The organism is Nocardia sp. NPDC050712 (assembly GCF_040654295.1).
Taxonomy (GTDB): Bacteria; Actinomycetota; Actinomycetes; order Mycobacteriales; family Mycobacteriaceae; genus Nocardia.
This window is the reverse complement of the sequence record NZ_JBFAHT010000006.1, coordinates 448,896-465,480: the sequence shown is the minus strand read 5'-3', so window position 1 is coordinate 465,480 and position 16,585 is coordinate 448,896. Positions and strand designations below refer to the sequence as shown.

20 protein-coding genes are annotated in these 16,585 nt (G+C 67.6%); 11 read left to right on the top strand and 9 right to left on the bottom strand.

Annotated features, from left to right (window positions below; translation table 11 throughout):
• Positions 1-21 precede the first annotated feature (21 nt).
• The 8 genes from rplB to AB0H76_RS37455 all read left to right on the top strand — a co-directional run bounded on the left by rplB (position 22) and on the right by AB0H76_RS37455 (position 3,891).
• Positions 22-861, top strand: a complete 840-nt coding sequence (rplB, locus tag AB0H76_RS37490; RefSeq protein ID WP_357332161.1) for a 50S ribosomal protein L2 — start codon at positions 22-24, stop codon at positions 859-861.
• Between the two features lie 15 nt (positions 862-876).
• The gene (gene rpsS, locus AB0H76_RS37485; RefSeq protein ID WP_019045020.1) at positions 877-1,158 is read left to right on the top strand and encodes a 30S ribosomal protein S19; all 282 of its coding nucleotides are present in this window, start codon (positions 877-879) and stop codon (positions 1,156-1,158) included.
• Positions 1,155-1,556 (top strand): 50S ribosomal protein L22, encoded by a 402-nt coding sequence (rplV, locus tag AB0H76_RS37480; RefSeq protein WP_194817299.1) that lies wholly within the window; start codon positions 1,155-1,157, stop codon positions 1,554-1,556. Before rpsS ends, rplV begins: the two co-directional genes overlap by 4 nt.
• Positions 1,557-2,366, top strand: coding sequence for a 30S ribosomal protein S3 (gene rpsC, locus AB0H76_RS37475; protein WP_357332159.1), 810 nt, complete (start codon positions 1,557-1,559; stop codon positions 2,364-2,366).
• Positions 2,367-2,370: 4 nt separating this feature from the next.
• Complete coding sequence (gene rplP, locus AB0H76_RS37470; RefSeq protein ID WP_327112480.1) at positions 2,371-2,787, top strand: 50S ribosomal protein L16; 417 nt, start codon at positions 2,371-2,373, stop codon at positions 2,785-2,787.
• Positions 2,787-3,026: a 50S ribosomal protein L29 gene (gene rpmC, locus AB0H76_RS37465; RefSeq protein WP_357332157.1), complete on the top strand. Its 240-nt coding sequence runs from the start codon at positions 2,787-2,789 to the stop codon at positions 3,024-3,026. Before rplP ends, rpmC begins: the two co-directional genes overlap by 1 nt.
• Entirely contained in the window at positions 3,023-3,295 is a 273-nt protein-coding gene (gene rpsQ / locus AB0H76_RS37460) for a 30S ribosomal protein S17 (protein ID WP_357332155.1), read from the top strand. Before rpmC ends, rpsQ begins: the two co-directional genes overlap by 4 nt.
• Before the next feature lie 104 nt (positions 3,296-3,399).
• The gene (locus AB0H76_RS37455; RefSeq protein ID WP_357332154.1) at positions 3,400-3,891 is read left to right on the top strand and encodes an NUDIX domain-containing protein; all 492 of its coding nucleotides are present in this window, start codon (positions 3,400-3,402) and stop codon (positions 3,889-3,891) included.
• Positions 3,892-3,897: 6 nt separating this feature from the next.
• On the opposite strand, the gene AB0H76_RS37450 is transcribed toward AB0H76_RS37455, so the two are convergent.
• The 3 genes from AB0H76_RS37450 to AB0H76_RS37440 form a co-directional block, all read right to left on the bottom strand.
• Positions 3,898-5,457: an esterase-like activity of phytase family protein gene (locus AB0H76_RS37450; protein ID WP_357332152.1), complete on the bottom strand. Its 1,560-nt coding sequence runs from the start codon at positions 5,455-5,457 to the stop codon at positions 3,898-3,900.
• A gap of 106 nt (positions 5,458-5,563) precedes the next feature.
• A complete protein-coding gene (locus AB0H76_RS37445; protein WP_357332150.1) occupies positions 5,564-6,373 on the bottom strand; it encodes a phosphatase in 810 nt (269 codons plus the stop codon).
• Between the two features lie 32 nt (positions 6,374-6,405).
• Positions 6,406-7,587, bottom strand: coding sequence for an MFS transporter (locus AB0H76_RS37440; RefSeq protein ID WP_357332148.1), 1,182 nt, complete (start codon positions 7,585-7,587; stop codon positions 6,406-6,408).
• Between the two features lie 203 nt (positions 7,588-7,790).
• Between AB0H76_RS37440 and AB0H76_RS37435 the strand changes: the two genes are divergently transcribed.
• Positions 7,791-8,219 (top strand): EXLDI protein, encoded by a 429-nt coding sequence (locus AB0H76_RS37435; RefSeq protein WP_357332146.1) that lies wholly within the window; start codon positions 7,791-7,793, stop codon positions 8,217-8,219.
• Between the two features lie 22 nt (positions 8,220-8,241).
• Positions 8,242-8,625, top strand: a complete 384-nt coding sequence (locus tag AB0H76_RS37430; RefSeq protein ID WP_357332144.1) for an MMPL family transporter — start codon at positions 8,242-8,244, stop codon at positions 8,623-8,625.
• On the opposite strand, the gene AB0H76_RS37425 is transcribed toward AB0H76_RS37430, so the two are convergent.
• The 3 genes from AB0H76_RS37425 to AB0H76_RS37415 form a co-directional block, all read right to left on the bottom strand.
• Positions 8,524-9,021: a hypothetical protein gene (locus tag AB0H76_RS37425; RefSeq protein WP_357332142.1), complete on the bottom strand. Its 498-nt coding sequence runs from the start codon at positions 9,019-9,021 to the stop codon at positions 8,524-8,526. The two genes, AB0H76_RS37430 and AB0H76_RS37425, sit on opposite strands and share 102 nt — an antisense overlap.
• Positions 9,022-9,172: 151 nt before the next feature.
• Positions 9,173-11,281 (bottom strand): hypothetical protein, encoded by a 2,109-nt coding sequence (locus AB0H76_RS37420; protein WP_357332140.1) that lies wholly within the window; start codon positions 11,279-11,281, stop codon positions 9,173-9,175.
• Between the two features lie 154 nt (positions 11,282-11,435).
• Positions 11,436-12,188 carry a CPBP family intramembrane glutamic endopeptidase gene (locus AB0H76_RS37415; RefSeq protein WP_357332138.1) on the bottom strand — a complete coding sequence of 251 codons (753 nt, stop codon included), beginning with the start codon at positions 12,186-12,188 and terminating at the stop codon, positions 11,436-11,438.
• Between the two features lie 251 nt (positions 12,189-12,439).
• On the opposite strand from AB0H76_RS37415, the gene AB0H76_RS37410 reads away from it, so the two are divergent.
• Positions 12,440-12,835, top strand: a complete 396-nt coding sequence (locus AB0H76_RS37410; RefSeq protein WP_357332136.1) for a hypothetical protein — start codon at positions 12,440-12,442, stop codon at positions 12,833-12,835.
• On the opposite strand, the gene AB0H76_RS37405 is transcribed toward AB0H76_RS37410, so the two are convergent.
• The 3 genes from AB0H76_RS37405 to AB0H76_RS37395 form a co-directional block, all read right to left on the bottom strand.
• Entirely contained in the window at positions 12,832-13,761 is a 930-nt protein-coding gene (locus AB0H76_RS37405) for an RluA family pseudouridine synthase (RefSeq protein WP_357332135.1), read from the bottom strand. The two genes, AB0H76_RS37410 and AB0H76_RS37405, sit on opposite strands and share 4 nt — an antisense overlap.
• A gap of 35 nt (positions 13,762-13,796) precedes the next feature.
• Complete coding sequence (locus AB0H76_RS37400; protein WP_357332133.1) at positions 13,797-16,031, bottom strand: hypothetical protein; 2,235 nt, start codon at positions 16,029-16,031, stop codon at positions 13,797-13,799.
• A gap of 68 nt (positions 16,032-16,099) precedes the next feature.
• A complete protein-coding gene (locus tag AB0H76_RS37395) occupies positions 16,100-16,534 on the bottom strand; it encodes a TIGR03667 family PPOX class F420-dependent oxidoreductase (RefSeq protein WP_357332131.1) in 435 nt (144 codons plus the stop codon).
• Positions 16,535-16,585 lie beyond the last annotated feature (51 nt).

The window sequence follows — 16,585 nt, the reverse complement described above, 5'->3', positions numbered from 1 at the left end:
CCAGAAAGTAGAGAAGAACTCATGGCAATTCGTAAGTACAAGCCGACAACCCCGGGCCGCCGCGGGTCCTCCGTCTCGGATTTCGCCGAGATCACCCGGTCGACCCCCGAGAAGTCGCTGATCCGCCCGCTGCACAGCACCGGTGGTCGTAACGCGCACGGTCGTATCACCACTCGTCACCGCGGTGGCGGCCACAAGCGTGCCTACCGTCTGATCGACTTCCGTCGACTGGACAAGGACGGCATCCCGGCCAAGGTCGCGCACATCGAGTACGACCCGAACCGCACTGCCAACATCGCGCTGCTGCACTACAAGGACGGCGAGAAGCGCTACATCATCGCCCCCAAGGGCATCGCGCAGGGCACCCCGATCGAGTCCGGCCCCACCGCCGACATCAAGCCGGGTAACAACCTGCCGTTGCGCAACATCCCGACGGGTACCACCATCCACGCGGTGGAGCTGCGTCCGGGCGGCGGGGCCAAGATGGCCCGCTCGGCCGGCATGAGCATCCAGCTGCTGGGCAAGGAAGGCCCCTACGCGACCCTGCGTATGCCCTCCGGTGAAATCCGCCGCGTCGACGTGCGCTGCCGCGCCACCGTCGGCGAGGTCGGCAATGCCGAACAGTCGAACATCAACTGGGGCAAGGCCGGCCGTATGCGCTGGAAGGGACGTCGTCCCACGGTTCGTGGTGTTGTCATGAACCCGGTCGACCACCCGCACGGTGGTGGTGAAGGCAAGACCTCCGGTGGTCGCCACCCGGTCTCGCCGTGGGGCCAGGCCGAAGGCCGTACCCGCAAGCCCAACCGCCCGAGCGACAAGCTCATCGTCCGCCGCCGTAAAGCCGGCAAGAACAAGCGCTGAAGGAGGAGGTAAGAAATGCCACGCAGCCTTAAGAAGGGCCCGTTCGTCGACGACCATCTCCTCGCGAAGGTGGACGTTCAGAACGAAAAGGGCACCAAGCAGGTCATCAAGACCTGGTCCCGTCGTTCGACCATCATCCCCGATTTCATCGGCCACACTTTCGCCGTCCATGACGGTCGCAAGCACGTGCCGGTGTTCGTCTCGGACAACATGGTCGGGCACAAGCTGGGTGAGTTCGCGCCCACCAGGACGTTCAAGTCCCACGTCAAGGATGACCGGAAGAGCAAGCGGCGATGACCACTGAGACTCAGAATCCGACTGCGCGCGCGACGGCCAAGCACGTTCGCGTGACCCCGATGAAGGCTCGTCGTGTCGTGGACCTGGTCCGCGGCAAGCGAGTCGAGGACGCTCTGGCGATCCTGAAGTTCGCTCCGCAAGCTGCGAGCGAGCCGGTCGCCAAGGTCGTGGCCAGTGCCGCGGCGAACGCCGAGAACAACCTCGGCCTCAACCCGGCCACCCTGGTCATCTCGACGGCGTATGTCGACGAGGGCGCGACCATGAAGCGTTTCCAGCCGCGGGCCCAGGGCCGTGCGTTCCGGATTCGCAAGCGCACCAGCCACATCACCATCGAGGTCGAGAGTGTCCCCACCGCCGGTGGCGCAACTCGCAACCGCCGGAAGGGAGGGGCAAAGTAAATGGGACAGAAAATCAATCCCCATGGCTTCCGCCTCGGTATCACCACCGACTGGAAGTCGCGTTGGTACGCGGACAAGCAGTACGCGGAATACGTGAAGGAAGACGTCCAGATCCGCAAGCTCCTCGCCACTGGCATGGAGCGGGCCGGCATCTCCAAGGTGGAGATCGAGCGCACCCGTGACCGGGTTCGCGTCGACATCCACACCGCTCGTCCGGGCATCGTCATCGGCCGCCGTGGCGCCGAGGCCGATCGCATCCGCGCCGAGCTGGAGAAGCTCACCAAGAAGCAGGTGCAGCTGAACATCCTCGAGGTCAAGAACCCCGAATCGGATGCGCAGCTCGTTGCTCAGGGTGTCGCGGAGCAGCTGTCCAACCGTGTGGCGTTCCGTCGTGCGATGCGTAAGGCCATCCAGTCGGCCATGCGTTCGCCGAACGTCAAGGGCATCCGTGTGCAGTGCTCGGGCCGCCTCGGTGGCGCCGAAATGTCGCGCTCGGAGTTCTACCGTGAAGGTCGCGTGCCGCTGCACACCCTGCGTGCGGACATCGACTACGGCCTCTACGAGGCCAAGACCACCTTCGGTCGCATCGGTGTGAAGGTCTGGATCTACAAGGGCGACATCGTCGGTGGCAAGCGTGAGCTCGTCGCCGCCGCCGCTCCGGCCGGCGGTCGTGACGACCGTCCGCGTCGTGAGCGTCCGTCTCGCCCGCGTCGCTCCGGTTCCGCCGGCACCACGGCGACCAGCACCGAGGCCGGTCGGGCCGCTTCCGCGGAAGCTGCTGCCCCGGCAGAGACATCACAGGAGGGCTGACGCAATGCTGATGCCTCGCAAGGTCAAGCACCGCAAGCAGCATCACCCGGGTCGTTCCGGCATGGCCAAGGGCGGCACCTCGGTGGCGTTCGGTGAGTTCGGCATCCAGGCGCTGGAGCCGGCTTACGTGACCAACCGGCAGATCGAGTCCGCTCGTATCGCGATGACCCGCCACATCAAGCGTGGCGGCAAGATCTGGATCAACATCTACCCGGATCGCCCGCTGACCAAGAAGCCTGCCGAAACCCGCATGGGTTCCGGTAAGGGTTCGCCGGAGTGGTGGATCGCGAACGTCAAGCCCGGTCGCGTGATGTTCGAAATGTCTTACCCCAACGAGGAGACCGCTCGTGAGGCCCTGCGCCGCGCGATGCACAAGCTCCCCATGAAGTGCAGGATCGTGACCAGGGAGGAGCAGTTCTGATGGCTACCGCGAAACCAGCCGCAGAGCTCCGCGAGCTCAACGAAGAAGAACTCGTTTCCCGCCTGCGTGAGTCGAAGGAAGAGCTGTTCAACCTGCGCTTCCAGATGGCGACGGGTCAGCTCGACAACAACCGTCGTCTGCGCGTCGTCCGTCACGAGATCGCGCGCATCTACACGGTCATGCGTGAGCGCGAGCTCGGTCTGGCCACGGCACCCGCTGGCAAGGGAGATGCGGCATGAGCGAGAAAATCGAAGGGCAGCGCAACAGCCGCAAGGTTCGCAGCGGCTACGTTGTCTCGGACAAGATGAACAAGACGATCGTCGTCGAGCTGGAAGACCGGCACCGGCACGCTCTCTACGGCAAGATCATCCGCACCACCTCCAAGGTGAAGGCGCATGACGAGAACGAGACCGCCGCTGTCGGCGACCGCGTTCAGCTGATGGAGACCCGCCCGCTGTCGGCCACCAAGCGCTGGCGTCTGGTCGAGGTCCTGGAGAAGGCCAAGTAGGGCACTCTCCAGACCGGCAGGTCATTACCACGCAGGCCCGCTTCCCGAAAGGGAAGCGGGCCTGCGTCGTTCGGTGCGCCGGTCGCGCTCCTAGGATCGTCGGTATGGGAGTGCAGCGGCCGACGGCGCGGGTGATCCTTGTCGACTCGGAGGACCGGGTGTTGCTGTTCCGGTTCACCCCGCCGCCACCGTTCGAACCCGCGACGGGCTGGCTCACCCCGGGCGGTGGGCTCGATCCGGGGGAGAGCGTCGCGGACGGTGCGGTGCGAGAGCTGTTCGAGGAGACCGGGTATCGGATCGAGCGCGCACAGTTGAGTCCGGTGGTGGCGGTCAGCGCCGGGCAGTGGTCCTCGGCGGAGGGCACCGTCTACGACGCGACCGACTCCTACTTCTTCGTGCGCACCGGCGTTTTCGAGGTGGACATCTCCGGGCACGAGGAGCTCGAACGCAACGCGCTGTCCGGGCACCGCTGGTGGGGGTTGCCGGAGTTGCGGGCTACGCCCGATCGCGTGTTCCCGCTCGGCCTGGCCGGTTTGCTGGAACGCCTGCTCGCCGGGGACATCCCCGACGAGCCGTTGCGTCTGCCGTGGCGGTAGCCCGCCTTACTTCACGGTGATGCCGATGGTCTTCTTCTCGGTCTTGGCCGGCAGCTTCGTGGTGTCGACGGCGAGGATCTCGCCCGAATCCTGGACACCGTTCGGCATGGTCTTGGCCTTCAAGGTGAAGGGCGGCTGCTCGCCCTTGGCGCCTTCCAGGCCGAAGTCGCTGTCGTTGGCGATGTAGAGGGTCTTGCCGCCGTCGGTGGTGGCCACGCCTTCGATCTTGTCGTGGGCGAAGAACTTGCCCTCGGGGCTCAGCCCGTCGACCAGACCGCCCAGGTCGAGGCTGAGCTTCTTGGTGACCGGGGTGATCCCGGCCTTGCGCAGCGCGGCGACACCGTCGGCGGTGGGCACGGTGCCGACCCAGGTCTCCAGCGGTTTACCGTCGATCAGCAAGCCCTGCTCCGGATCGTATCGCGTGCCGGGGACCGCGGACTGCGGCCCGATATCGGTCGCGCCGGTGAGGTCGATGGTCCAGAGCTTCTTGTTGGCCTTGGGCGCCTTTCCGCCGTCGCGCTCGTCCACCAGGAAGGTGGTGTTGCTCAGCGCGGTGATCTCGGAGACGGCGAGCTTCTCCTTCGGGTTCTCCAGCGGGTACGCGAACTCCTTGACCGCCTTGGTCTTCAGGTCGACGGTGACGATGCGGGTCATCGGCACCTCGCGCGCCGAGGTCACCCCGGCAGTCGTCAGACCACTCTGGACGATCCCCACCAGCGTGCTCCCGTCCGGCGTGACGGTGAGGCCTTCCATACCTTGGTTCGGGGTCCGCAGCCGCAGCTCCTTGGGCAGCCCCTTGCCGGGGGAGAGCCGCTCCAGCTCGGTGCCCCCGGCATCGAAATGCACCAGGAACGGCCCGTATTCGTCGGAGATCCAGAACGTCCCGTCGGCCAGCGCCGCCAGGCCCTCGCTGTCGATTCCGTGATCGGTGGGCGCGAGCACCTTGCCGTCGAGGTCCTTCATGGTCTCGCCGGTATCGGCCGACAGATCCACCAGCCCGTTGAACGGCTGCCCGGCCGGATTGCGCAGCAGAATGGTCGACTGCACCACGGCCTTGTTGCCCACCAGCTTGAACTTCGCGATCTGCGGGGTGAAATCCGGGACGACCGCGAGCTTCTCGTTCTTGCCCTTGCCGTCCACATTCGGCCCGCGATCGGTGAGCCCGTAGAACTCGTCGGTGGTTCCCGGCACCGGCACCAGCGCCGAACCGTAGGCGCTGCCCTGTACCGGCACTCCGCCGAACTCGCCGAGCGGCTTGATATCGGTGGTGTAGAGCCGCACCGCGTCGGTCGTGGTCACCTCGAGGGTGTCCGATCCGGTGTATCCGGCCGCGGGCGTGTACACCAGCGCGCCGTCGGTGCGCCGGGCGATGGTCCCGTGCTGTGGGTCAGCGATGGCGACTGCCGCGGTCCCGCCGGTTTCGGCCAGCAGTTCGTCCAGGCCGATCACCAGGGGCTGGTCCTTGGTGGCGGTGAAGCCCGCGCTGGGATCGGACGAACAGCTCGCGGCCAGGGCGGCGGCGCACACGGCGACGACCGCGGTTCGGGTATTACGGCGAATTCTCACCTGCGATGCCTACCGCCCCGGATCGACATCGAGTTGACGGCAATCTGAACACTCGTCCTCGTCACCCCGCCACGGTATGCCGCCGGGGCCGGAATGCCCGGGAGGCTCAGTCCGCGAGGTCGGCGCGGTCGAGCAGGTAGGTGATGAGCGGGCGGTAGTGCGTGGGCAGGATGCCGTCGTCGAGCGGAACGGTGGCGCTGAGCTTGCCCTCGGCCAGGCCCGCGAACAGGGCGGGGTCGTTGCAGTCGGCGAATCCGACGGTGTCGATGCCGGCTTCGGCGGCGGCGCCGGCCCAGCCGTGATCGGCCATGACCAGGTCGGGCCAGGTGCCGGTGCCCTGGAGATCGCTGAGCATGGCCTGCATCGGCTGGGGGTCGTGGGTGTGGCGGTATTCGCCGTCCTTGCTGACCAGGGCGGCGACGCCGGAGGTGTAGGAGATCTCCCGGTACTTGAGACCGTCGGTGGAGGAGGCGTAGCTCCAGTTGTCGGCCGGGGTGGGGATCGGGCAGCCGCGCGCGCCGAGCTTGTCGGCGACGGCACGGTAGACGCCCATCAGGGTGGCGGGGTGACCGGTCGCGAACAACACCGTCGCGCGGTGGCGGGCGGCGTAGGCGAGCCGCTCGGCCATGGCGTCGAGGGCGTCGATGGTGCGGTCCGGGTCGATGGTGTCGACGCCGTGCGCGTGCGCTGGGTCGGGGCTGACGCCGCAGAGCCGGGCCATCATGGCCAGGGTTTCCTCGAAGGTCCAGTCGCGCAGGCGAAGTCCGAACTGGTAGCCGGGATCGCGGGCCACCATGAGCCGGAAGTTGGCCAGGTTCGCCTCGCGCGAGGTCGCCACCTCGCCGGCGATCCTGGTGCGAACCAGATGCTCGCGCAACGTTTCTCGATCTATCCGGGACTCGCTCGCGACCGCCATACCTCCACTGTGCTCCTTCGCCGGGGTGGGCGCTAGACAGGCAGGGTGTCGGGTTGTGCGGCCGCCCGCCGATGCATCGCCGCGACCAGCACCGCCAGCACCACGCCCAGTCCGATACCCAGCGCGCCCGTGGCGGCGAAGCCGGCCCGGTATCCGCCCAGGTCGATCGCGACACCGGCGAGCCCGCTGCCGAATCCGTTGCCCAGCGTCATGGCCGCGCCGTGCCAGCCGATGGCCTCGCCCCGCCCGCGCTCGGGCACGATGCGGCTCAACTGGTCGACCGAGGCGGTCAGCGTCGGCGCGCACAGCAATCCGGCGAAGAACCCGGTGACGCCGAGGGCGAGCGCGCTGCTCGCGAACACCATGGGCAGGGTGACCAATCCGAGCCCGATGAGCAGGAGATAGGTGGAGATCGACCGGTGCAGCGCGCCGTAGACCAAACCGCCCACCAGGGACCCGAAGCCCCACACGGCCAGCACCACACCCAGCAATTTCTGCTCGCCGAATTCCCGCATCGCGGCGACGAAGATCAGTTCACAGCCGGCCAGCAGGGTGATGCCGGCACACGCGCCGGCGCAGAGCGCGACGAATTCGGTGCGGAACCAGGTCTTCCGGGCGACCGCGGGGCCGGCGTCATCGCTGGAACGCAGTGGGGGATCGAGGATCCAGACCAGCACACCGGCCAGCACCAGCGACATCTGCATGCAGAACAGCGCGACCGTGGTCGACAGGAAGGCGGTCAGGGCCACGCCGAGCACCGGCCCGATCATGAACGCCGCCTCGACCGACACCGACTCCAGGGCCAGCGCCGGCTGCCGGTTGCGCTCGGTGGTCGCGCCGATGACCGCCTGGCGGACCACGGTGAAGATCGGTATGTCGAACAGTCCCGCGACCGCCGCGAGCACGAGCAGCGTCCCGTACTCGGCGAACGGCGCGATGGACCAGCACACCGCCCCGACCACGATCGAGGGAAGAATGGTGCGCCGCAACCCGATCCGGTCCAGGAACCGCCCGCGCCACGGGCCGCTGGCGGCGACGCACGCGGTGACGACCGCGGTCAGCACCCCGGCCTGCAGGTAGGAGCCGTGCAGCGTCTGCACCACGTGCAGGGCGAGCAGCACGCCGCCGGCGAAGAACGGTATCCGCACCAGCGACCCGAGGATCAGCACATTACGTACTGCGGGGTTGGCCAGTACCTCCCGATAGGACCGCACCGGACGAGCCTGTCACGCGCTCCGGCGGCGCGCCAGCGATTAATCCCATGAATGATCACCTTGCGTTATACGTATACATCTACTTATAGTGGCGGTACGCCAAAACTGCAGATCAAACAGGTACGACGGGCCGGAAGCAAGGGGCACCGCCGCTACTAGATCCATGCAAAATTGCGCATTCGCTAATGGAAATGAGGGGAATCATGTCCACCGATCCACAGCCCGTCGACGTCACCAAGCAGCCCGGGGAATTCGAGCAGATCACCGTCAAGGTCGGCCCCGGCGGCCACCGCGCGCAGCGGTTCTTCGGCAAGCAGATCGCCGAGGCCTGCGCGGCCACCCGGGCGGGCGTCGCCGTGACCCGGGTCTACCGCAGCCGCAAGGGCAAGTTCGTGGTGCACAAGCGGCAGTCGAACTGGTCCGAGCTGGCCGAGGTCTGCCACTGGGGTACCGACTGGAAGAGCTGGGTCGGCCAGGCCGTCACTCCGCTCGCCGCCGAGCAGGGCTCGGGTGACTACACCGTCGACATCCTCGACACGCTCGAAGAACTCCGCGAGCACGTGCCCGCCCGGACCTACCGCGAGGTCGCCGACGTCGTGCAGAACCCGAGCACGCAGGACCTCGACGTCTGACGCGGTCGGCGGCCTGATCGCCATGGCCGCCAAGGCTTTCGACCTCGAGATGGATACCTCGGTGAACTCCATCCTGCTGGTCGTGCTCTTCGGCGTCGGCACCGACTACATCCTGTTCCTGATGTTCCGCTACCGGGAACGGCTGCGCGCCGGCGAGGATCCGAAGACCGCCATGGTCAGCGCCATCTCCGTCGGGATCGCGATCGCCGCGTTCGTGATGGCGATGTTCTTCACCCCCGCGGTGACGGCGCTGCTCGGGCGGGCCGCGTGGTGGCCGGGGCATGGCGATCGGACCAAGGTCGTTTCAGGGCAGCAGCCGGATGGTGGGTGCTTCCGCGTTGACAGCCATGACGGTTTCGCAATGGACGCAGGTCAATTCGTACGGGCGGTCCAGATTCGTCTGTAGCGACTCCTTGCCCGCTTCGTCCCGATGCGGGCAGGAGTATCCGAGATGCAAACGGACCCATGGTGTTTTGGTTGGCGCCACGGCTTGCAGATCCCGCTTGGTGTCGTCGAACGGCGCCCACCAGAAATCCACGATCGAGCGCAGCACGATCCGATCCGCGCCGTGCGTGTGATCGAACGAAGAGATCCGCGCCGCCGTGAAATGCTGCCCGTGCTCGGTATCGCCGCTGCAAATCGAGCGCTCGGAGCCATACTTCAAGATCGTTGTGCGCCCGACCCTTTCACAAATGAAGCAATCCAGGCTCAACTCGATCAGCCGCTCCCAGTACACCCGCGACCGATGCTCTCGGTCGATCGGTCCCGTCAGGGCGGCAGTGATCTCCACGCTGCGCATCACGCGTCGGATCGTTGCACACGGTGCAAGCACCCACCTAACCCGCGCGTGTCCACCATCGCGTGTTGTCCCTCCGGCACCGTTTGTGAGGGTTCCACCCAGTGCCCCGGCACCCTCCCGTTGCGCCGCGCGGTGCCCTTCGGCCGCCAGTGGGTCAGGTGGCCAAGACGTAGGGGTGGTGGAGTTTGCGGGCGGCTTCGAGGATCCGGGTTACCGCGGAGGACGAGATGCCGACTTCGCTGCCGATGCCGATCGGGGTCCAGGATTGGTCGGCGAGAGTGAGGATTTCGGCGACCTGATCGACCGGGAGCTTCGACATGCGGCGGTCGATGATGGCGCGGGCGATCGCCCAGACACCGTCTTCGGTGTCGGGTTCGATTGTCGGCGCGGGACCGACGGTCTCGACCGCCTCGCGGGCCGCGGCAATGGCGTCCAGGGTGATCCGCGGGTGGCGCGGTTCGGGGCCGATGTCCGTGTCGAGCGTGAGCTGTTCCACGACCGGTTCGTTGCGGGACGGACGCGGCTCGGGCTTATCGGCGGGCTGCGCGGTCGAGCTATCAGGGGCCGAACTCGTTGCCCGGCTGGGGGTTTCGGCACGCACGGCGTCGCTGCCGGAGTCGCGGCCCGCCTCGTCCTCGGCGGTGGGGTTGGCCTCATGGCCGCCACGCGCTTCGCCGGAGTGCTCATCGCTGGAGTGGCTGTCGGCACCGAGACGGTTGTCGGCGAGGTGATTGCCACCGGGGTGGTCGGCGATCAGGTGGTTGGTGCCGGGCCCACCGGCGGTGGGGTTGTCGGCCGCATGGCCGCCACGCGCTTCGCCGGGGTGCTCATCGCTGGAGTGGGTGTCGGCACTGACACGGTCGTCGGCAAGGCGATCGCTACCGGGGTGGTGCTCGGTGCCAAGGCTCTCAGCGACCATGTGGTTGGTGTTCGGTCCATCGGCGGTGCGGTCGTTGACAGATCGGCCGCCGTTGTGGCGACGGGTGTCGTCGGCGTGCCCATTGTTGAAATGACCGTCCGCGCGTCGAAAGTCGGCATCGAGGTTGGCGCTGTTCCCGTTGACGCCATGGCGAGTGGCCGACCGGCCGTTCGTGGCGTACCTGTTGTGCCCGAATCCATTGGTGGAGTGCCCATTGGTCTCGTGACCGCTGAAGGCGTATTCGACCTCGCCGATCCCGTTGGCAGAGTGCCCATGGGCCTCGAGACCGCCGAAGTCGTTGTCGTGGGCGGCATAACCGTTGGTGCCGTACCCGTTGCGGCCACGATCGGCGGAATGCCCGTTGACCTGGTGGCCGTTCACCGACGACTTACCGTTGCGTTGCACCTCGACCCCGGGCCCCGGAACCGAAAAATCCTGCACTACATGCCCATTGAGCTTCCGCATCGGAATCATGGCCGCATACCCGTCATCCCGGGCCCACGATCCACCACCGCGTTCGTCCGTATCCTCCCGTGGCACGGCAATGTGAGGTGCAGGCGGCTGCTCGGCACTGTCCTCAGCAACCGCCACGCTATCGATAAGCTGCGCGTACCGCGCCGAAACCCATGCGTGCAACCAGATCACCACGCCGACCATCACCGGCGCGATCGAGAACTCCGCGGCCTTGCCCCAGTGCCCCGCGCTGAGGTGGGGCCCGGCGTTGAGCCCGATCGTGGTGCCCAGCAACGCGGTTTCGAAGAATACGACCTTGCCGCGCGGCAGCTCCCGGCCCCAGCGCGCCGCGGTGGTCGCCACCACCATGATGGTGATGATCGGGATCGAGATCATCGCCTCGATGCCGAAGGACAGCCAGTACAGCGGATCGGACATGTCCCCGCTGGGCACCAGGTTGTGCTGGACGTTGATACCGGCCCACACCATGCCGAGTATCACGACGCCGATCAGCGCCCGCGACGACCATTCGGCCCGCCGGTACAGCTGCGCCAAGCGCGCGTCCTGACTCGACACGCGGCGCCGCGCCGCGAGGGCCCGCCGATGCCACCTCGCGTCCGCCTCGTCGACCCGCTCGATCGCGGAGGAACTGCGCCGATCCCGCTTTTCGGCTTTCAGTTCCTGCTGGACGGCCCGCCGCCGCTGCCCGCGCCGCTGCGCCCGGATCCATTCCGCCAGCTCCCGCTCGGCCACGATCTCGTCTTCGGAGAGCACCTCGACGAGCGCCGAATCATGCTGCAGCGGCAGTTTCCCCCGCGCTGTCGCGACCCGCTGTGCCAATGCGGCGATCTCGGTACTACCGGCCCCGCCGTTCGACTGTTCGTCGAGCATCGCGAACCTTCCTGAACCAGGTGACGTGCCCACCGCACCGGGTGGCGACATGTTTGCTCGAACATACGTTTGATCGCAGCGAGCGTAAACCGGTCACCCCCGAACGTCAACGCCAACGCCGGGCCGAGTTGCGGCACAGGGGACTTCGCGCTGGTCAGCCGAGTGTGGTGTGCCAGACCAGCGCGGCGGCCAGGGCGCCGGCGCCGTTGACGGACCAGTGCAGCGCGATGGGCGCGAGCAGGCTCCCGGTGTGTCGGCGCAGCCAGGTGAACAGGGCGCCCGCGGCGCCGGTGGCCAGCACGGCCAGCGCGATGCCCGCGATCTGCCCGGGCAGGCCGCCGCCGAGAATCGCGGTGAGGCCGCGATTGGTGCTGGTCAGGCCGAGTGATGAGGCGACGTGCCAGAGGCCGAAAAGCAGTGAGCCCGAGGCGAACAGCCCACGTATGCCATAGACCCGATCGAGGGTGCCGTGCAGCACGCCGCGGAAGGCGAGTTCTTCGGGAATCGCGGTCTGGAGGGGAATCACGATCATCGAGGCGATGAGGGCGCCGGAGAGGGTGGCGTACCGATCGGCGAGGAAGAACGGGCGGGTCAGGGGGAGTAGCGCGCCGATGGCCACCACGGTGAGCACGATCGCGACCGCGCCCACGGCGTAGGCGGTGCCGCGGCGCCAGTGGCGCGGGGACAGCCCGAGTTCGGCCCAGCCGAGACCGCGCTTACGCATGAGCGCGAGCAGAATGACGGCGGAGATCGGAACGGCCAGGATGCTGGCCAGCGCAGTGGTGAAGTGCGCGATCAAATTCGTCCCGGCAAGCACGATGACGACCACCGCGACATCGATATAAGCGTGCACCTTCCGGCGAACCGGGCTGTGTTTACCCACCCCGTCGGCTACGCCTCCTGCCATCCCCCCTGGATCATCGACAACGGTCTGAAGCACCCGGCCCAGTGTACGGATCGATCCCACACCCGCTGTATCCCCCGATCGACCCATCATCGTTAACGGCATACCCCGCCACAGCACCCCCATGGCCATCTCCCGGCAAATGTGAATGAAACACGTTTCAGTATTTTCCCGAAACCACTCCGCCGTGAACTGGACGCTCGATACAGTTCGCGCAATCGCACCGGATGTGCGTGGCTACAAGGAGTTCCCGTATGAGTAAGACCCCCGGCCGACTCGGCGCCGGCCTCACCGCGCTGGCCGCCCTGACCTGCGCGGCAGTACTGAGCGCGCCCTACGCCTCGGCAACGCCCACCGAGCTGGAGGTGTCGGGCCGGACCATCCACGCGGCCTGCACCTACGAGATCACGGCGCAGGTCAATCACTGGTTCGAGGTCTGGTTCTACGACAACGCGCTGGTCATCCCGGGTAGCCCGGTCAAGCCGGCCAACGGCGTGGCGACCATCCAGTGGAAGCCGGCGAAGTCCGGCACGCACACGCTGTCCGCGTTGCAGGGTTCCCACATCGAGATCAAGGTGAACGTCGCCGAGCCGACCCTCACCGGCAGCGCCACCTGCGGCGCCGGTCCGCTCGGCTTCATGGGGTCCTAGCCCGCCCAGCCCTCCGGGTCGGTCCAGGCCTGGAGGGCGCGGGTGGTCTCGAAGCGGCGCGGTGCGCCGCTGATCGGATCGGTGAACTCCAGCACCGCGGCCAGCAACTGCAACGGCCGGGTGAAATCGTGCACCGGTTTATCGGTGAGCACCGGGTAGAAGTCGTCGCCCAGGATCGGGATCCCGAGGCCGTTCATATGCAGCCGCAACTGATGTGTCCGCCCGGTATGCGGCCGCAGCCGATAGCGGGCCAGCCCGTCGCGCTGCTCCAGCAGCTCCACCACGGTTTCCGCGTTCGGCTCGCCCGGCACCTCCTGGGCCGCGAGCACCTGCTTCTCCTTGATGATCCGGCTGCGCACCGTCCGGGGTAGCTCCAGGTCCGGATCGTAGGGCGCGATCGCCTCGTATTCCTTACGCACGGAACGCTTGTGGAACATGGTCTGATAGGCCCCGCGCCGCGCCGGATTGATGACGAACAGGATCAGCCCCGCAGTCACCCGGTCCAGCCGATGCGCCGGAATCAGGTCGGGCAGGTCCAGGTCGTGACGCAAGCGGACCAGCGCCGTCTCCCGGATGTGCTGCCCGCGCGGAATGGTCGCCAGAAAATGCGGCTTGTCGATGACGAGCAGATCTTCGTCCCGGTGCACGACTGTGATGTCGAAGGGCACCGCGGTCTCCTCGGGCAGATCCCGGTGGAACCACACCGCACCGCCCGGCACGTACGGCGCGTCCGGCGCGATCGGCCCTTCCAGATCGACGATTCCGCCCTGGCGCAGCAGCTCGTCGATCCGCGCCGGATCGACCCGCGGCAGCCGCTCGACCAGGTGATCGCGGATCGTGGCCCAGGTGCCGTCCTCCGGCAGCCGCAGGCGCGCCGGATCCAACCCGAATCGCTTGGGCAGCGGCGCCTGCTGTCGTCTTCTCATCGGCTCCGACCCTATGCCCTGCCGGAACGGGCTGGTCAGACCGGGGCGGGCGCCAGTTCGCGCTGCTCGGGCGCGGGCTCGATCGGCGGCACGTCCGAGTCCTGTCGCCGATTGCGCAGGTAGGCCCAGTGCAGCAGACCGGTGCCGGTGAGGCCGACCGCCGCGCCGATCGTCCCGGCCCGCCAGCCCGGCGGCCGCCAGGTGAGCTCGAGGACGGCGTTGTGGGTGCCCGCCGGGATGTCGACGGCGAGGAAGGTCCGCGCCACCGCGCTGACCGGGATCTCCTTGCCGTTCAGGGTCATCCGGTAGCCGGGCCAGTACAGCCGGGCGAACACCACCCGCCCGCCCTCCTCGGAGCTGACCCGGAGCTGGGCCGCGGCCTCGTCGCTGGCCCGCGAGGTGGCCATCACATTGGTGGTGTGCGCGACCAGGCCGTTGATCGTGGAGAGCAGACCGGATTCGCGTTCCAGCACCCAGATGTAGCGCTCGTGACCCGGGTAGTCCACCCACCGCCAGCCGCTGGGCGCGGGCTGCTGACCCGCGTCCGGATATTGCGCCCGATGCAGCACCACCCGGTCGACCTTCATCAGGTCGACGATCGGCGCCCCCGTGCTCGCCTCGACGCCGAACGCGCGCCGGAACGCGTCCGGGCAGGTGCTGCCGTCCCAGGCCATGCACAACTGCCCGGCGAACGGCGCGTGCCCGATCGGGGTGTAGGCGTTGACGTAGTCGAGTCCGAGCGCCTTCGCGTAGTTACCGACGGCCAGTGATCCGTAGGCGGCGGTGATGTCGCGGTCCTGCGGGCCGAGCAGCGCGCGGTCCGCCAGTTGCAGTGTGACGCCGTCGAAGTCGGGGAAGGCCGCGGTCATGGTGGACCGCCGCTCCGGGAAGTTGTACGACATCGGCGTGTGCGGCGCGATCGCCACCTGCGTGTAGGCGATCGGGAACATGGCCACCGCGATGAATCCGCAGGCCACCGCGGCCCCGTGGCGCCGGGCCAGCCAGATCGCCGCCGCGCCGAGGCCGGCGACCGCCAGCACCGCTACCAGGTGCCGCAGCACGATCAGGGGCGCCGCCGAGAACGAGCGCAGGAACAGCAGGCCGATCAGGCATCCCGCCGCGAAGACCCGCTGCTTGGTGGCCGCGAAAGCACCGTGGCGGCTGAGCAATACACACACCAGCACCAGCAGCGCGAGCGCGACCATGGGCAGCACCCGGGCCGGCCAGCGCAGCGGCCCGATCGCGCCCGGCCCGGCCGTCCACATCAGCACCGCCGTCGCGAACAGCGCGACACTGCTGAGTTCGCGCGCCGATTTCGCCGCCGCCCGCCAATCGATGAAGGCCAGCGCCGGAATCAGGAACCACGCGATGTAGACCATCGGCAGCGGTTGCACATGTCCCCACCACGCGGTGAACGCGGGCGTGGTGCTGGGCAGGCTCGCGTTCAGCGATTCCGACCACGGCACGGTGAGGAACGGATCGTTGTGGATGCGCGCGTTGCCGCGCCAGGTGTACTGCGAGGACAGCAGGCCGGGCAGATTCGCGATCAGCGCCGCCGAGGCCGCGAGCGCCGACACCAGCATCAGGTTCAGCACGGGCCGCCATTGTCGCCGATGGATGTACTCACCGGCCGCGACCGTGGCCATCAGCAGCCCGGATTCGACTGCGGGGAAGGCGTATTGGACGGTCAGCGCCAGGTAGAGGAACACGAACAACGCGATCGGCCCGCGTTCTCCGCGCACGTAGCGCACCGCCGAGGCCCACGCGTGCACCATCCACGCGGTGGCCGTCAGGCAGGTCATCCAGCTGGCCTGGTCGAAGAACAGGAACCATCCGCTGAGCGGAAACGCGATGCCCGCCACCGCGGCCCAGTGCACTCGGGCTCCGTAGGCCAGGCAGATCCGGTACACGCCGAGCGCCGCGATGATCGAGAACACCAGTTTCGCCAGCGTCGCGTACAGCGCGAGATTGTCGAACGAGGGCGCCAGGAAGTGCACCAGCAGCTGCGGCGGGTTGTAGAGCCCGGCCTCCTCGATGGTGTAGTTGCCCGCCATCCACTCGTGCGGGATCAGCCACGGGAACTCGCCGTCGCGCAGCCGGTTACCGAGCGCGACCCACATCGGCGCGTACTGCGCCTCGGTGTCGTCGGTGTAGTAGTGGCGCGGGTCGCCGAGCAGCACGGCCAGGTATCCCGCGATGACTCCGGCGACCGTGGCCGCCCCCCACAGTCGTACGTCACGCTTTGTTTCGGTGTCCCCGCCGATGCTCACAATTGCGGGATCGTAGAGCTATTCGGTGAACTCCGGAAGATGGCAACTGCCCGGTCGGTCCGATTGCCTCAGAATCCGCGCAACCGATCGGGCACGACACGAATCGCGACCGAGTAGGTGGCGAAGAACTTCTCCGCGCTCATCCCCAGGCTCCGCAGGCCGTCGACGTATTTCGCGGCGTAGGCGGCGAGTTCGTCCGCGGCCGGCGCGGCCGGGTCGATCCGCGCGTCGCCGGTGAGGACGCCGACGTCGTAGCCGCCCGCTGAGTTCAGGTTCAGCGAGACGCGGGGATTGCGCTGGATATTGCGCAGTTTCGCCTGGCCGGGCTCGCTGAAGATGAGGAACTCGCCCTCGCGCCACTGGAACCACACCGGATTGGGCTGCGGTGTGCCGCTGACGCCGACGGTCGTCAGCCAGATCAGTCCCTCTTTCTCCAGGCGGGGCACGATCTTGGCGCCCAGGGGAGTTGCGGGGTCGACAACGGGACTGTCCGTGGTGGTCATGCCTGTACATAACAAGCCGCGTACCGGCAGCGATTCCGCGCGTGCCGGTTC

Coding starts and splice junctions, on each gene's coding strand:
- rplB (WP_357332161.1), top strand. CDS start 22: ATGGCAATTCGTAAGTACAAGCCGACAACCCCGGGCCGCCGCGGGTCC.
- rpsS (WP_019045020.1), top strand. CDS start 877: ATGCCACGCAGCCTTAAGAAGGGCCCGTTCGTCGACGACCATCTCCTC.
- rplV (WP_194817299.1), top strand. CDS start 1,155: ATGACCACTGAGACTCAGAATCCGACTGCGCGCGCGACGGCCAAGCAC.
- rpsC (WP_357332159.1), top strand. CDS start 1,557: ATGGGACAGAAAATCAATCCCCATGGCTTCCGCCTCGGTATCACCACC.
- rplP (WP_327112480.1), top strand. CDS start 2,371: ATGCTGATGCCTCGCAAGGTCAAGCACCGCAAGCAGCATCACCCGGGT.
- rpmC (WP_357332157.1), top strand. CDS start 2,787: ATGGCTACCGCGAAACCAGCCGCAGAGCTCCGCGAGCTCAACGAAGAA.
- rpsQ (WP_357332155.1), top strand. CDS start 3,023: ATGAGCGAGAAAATCGAAGGGCAGCGCAACAGCCGCAAGGTTCGCAGC.
- AB0H76_RS37455 (WP_357332154.1), top strand. CDS start 3,400: ATGGGAGTGCAGCGGCCGACGGCGCGGGTGATCCTTGTCGACTCGGAG.
- AB0H76_RS37445 (WP_357332150.1), bottom strand. CDS start 6,373: ATGGCGGTCGCGAGCGAGTCCCGGATAGATCGAGAAACGTTGCGCGAG.
- AB0H76_RS37435 (WP_357332146.1), top strand. CDS start 7,791: ATGTCCACCGATCCACAGCCCGTCGACGTCACCAAGCAGCCCGGGGAA.
- AB0H76_RS37430 (WP_357332144.1), top strand. CDS start 8,242: ATGGCCGCCAAGGCTTTCGACCTCGAGATGGATACCTCGGTGAACTCC.
- AB0H76_RS37420 (WP_357332140.1), bottom strand. CDS start 11,281: ATGCTCGACGAACAGTCGAACGGCGGGGCCGGTAGTACCGAGATCGCC.
- AB0H76_RS37415 (WP_357332138.1), bottom strand. CDS start 12,188: ATGGCAGGAGGCGTAGCCGACGGGGTGGGTAAACACAGCCCGGTTCGC.
- AB0H76_RS37410 (WP_357332136.1), top strand. CDS start 12,440: ATGAGTAAGACCCCCGGCCGACTCGGCGCCGGCCTCACCGCGCTGGCC.
- AB0H76_RS37405 (WP_357332135.1), bottom strand. CDS start 13,761: ATGAGAAGACGACAGCAGGCGCCGCTGCCCAAGCGATTCGGGTTGGAT.
- AB0H76_RS37395 (WP_357332131.1), bottom strand. CDS start 16,534: ATGACCACCACGGACAGTCCCGTTGTCGACCCCGCAACTCCCCTGGGC.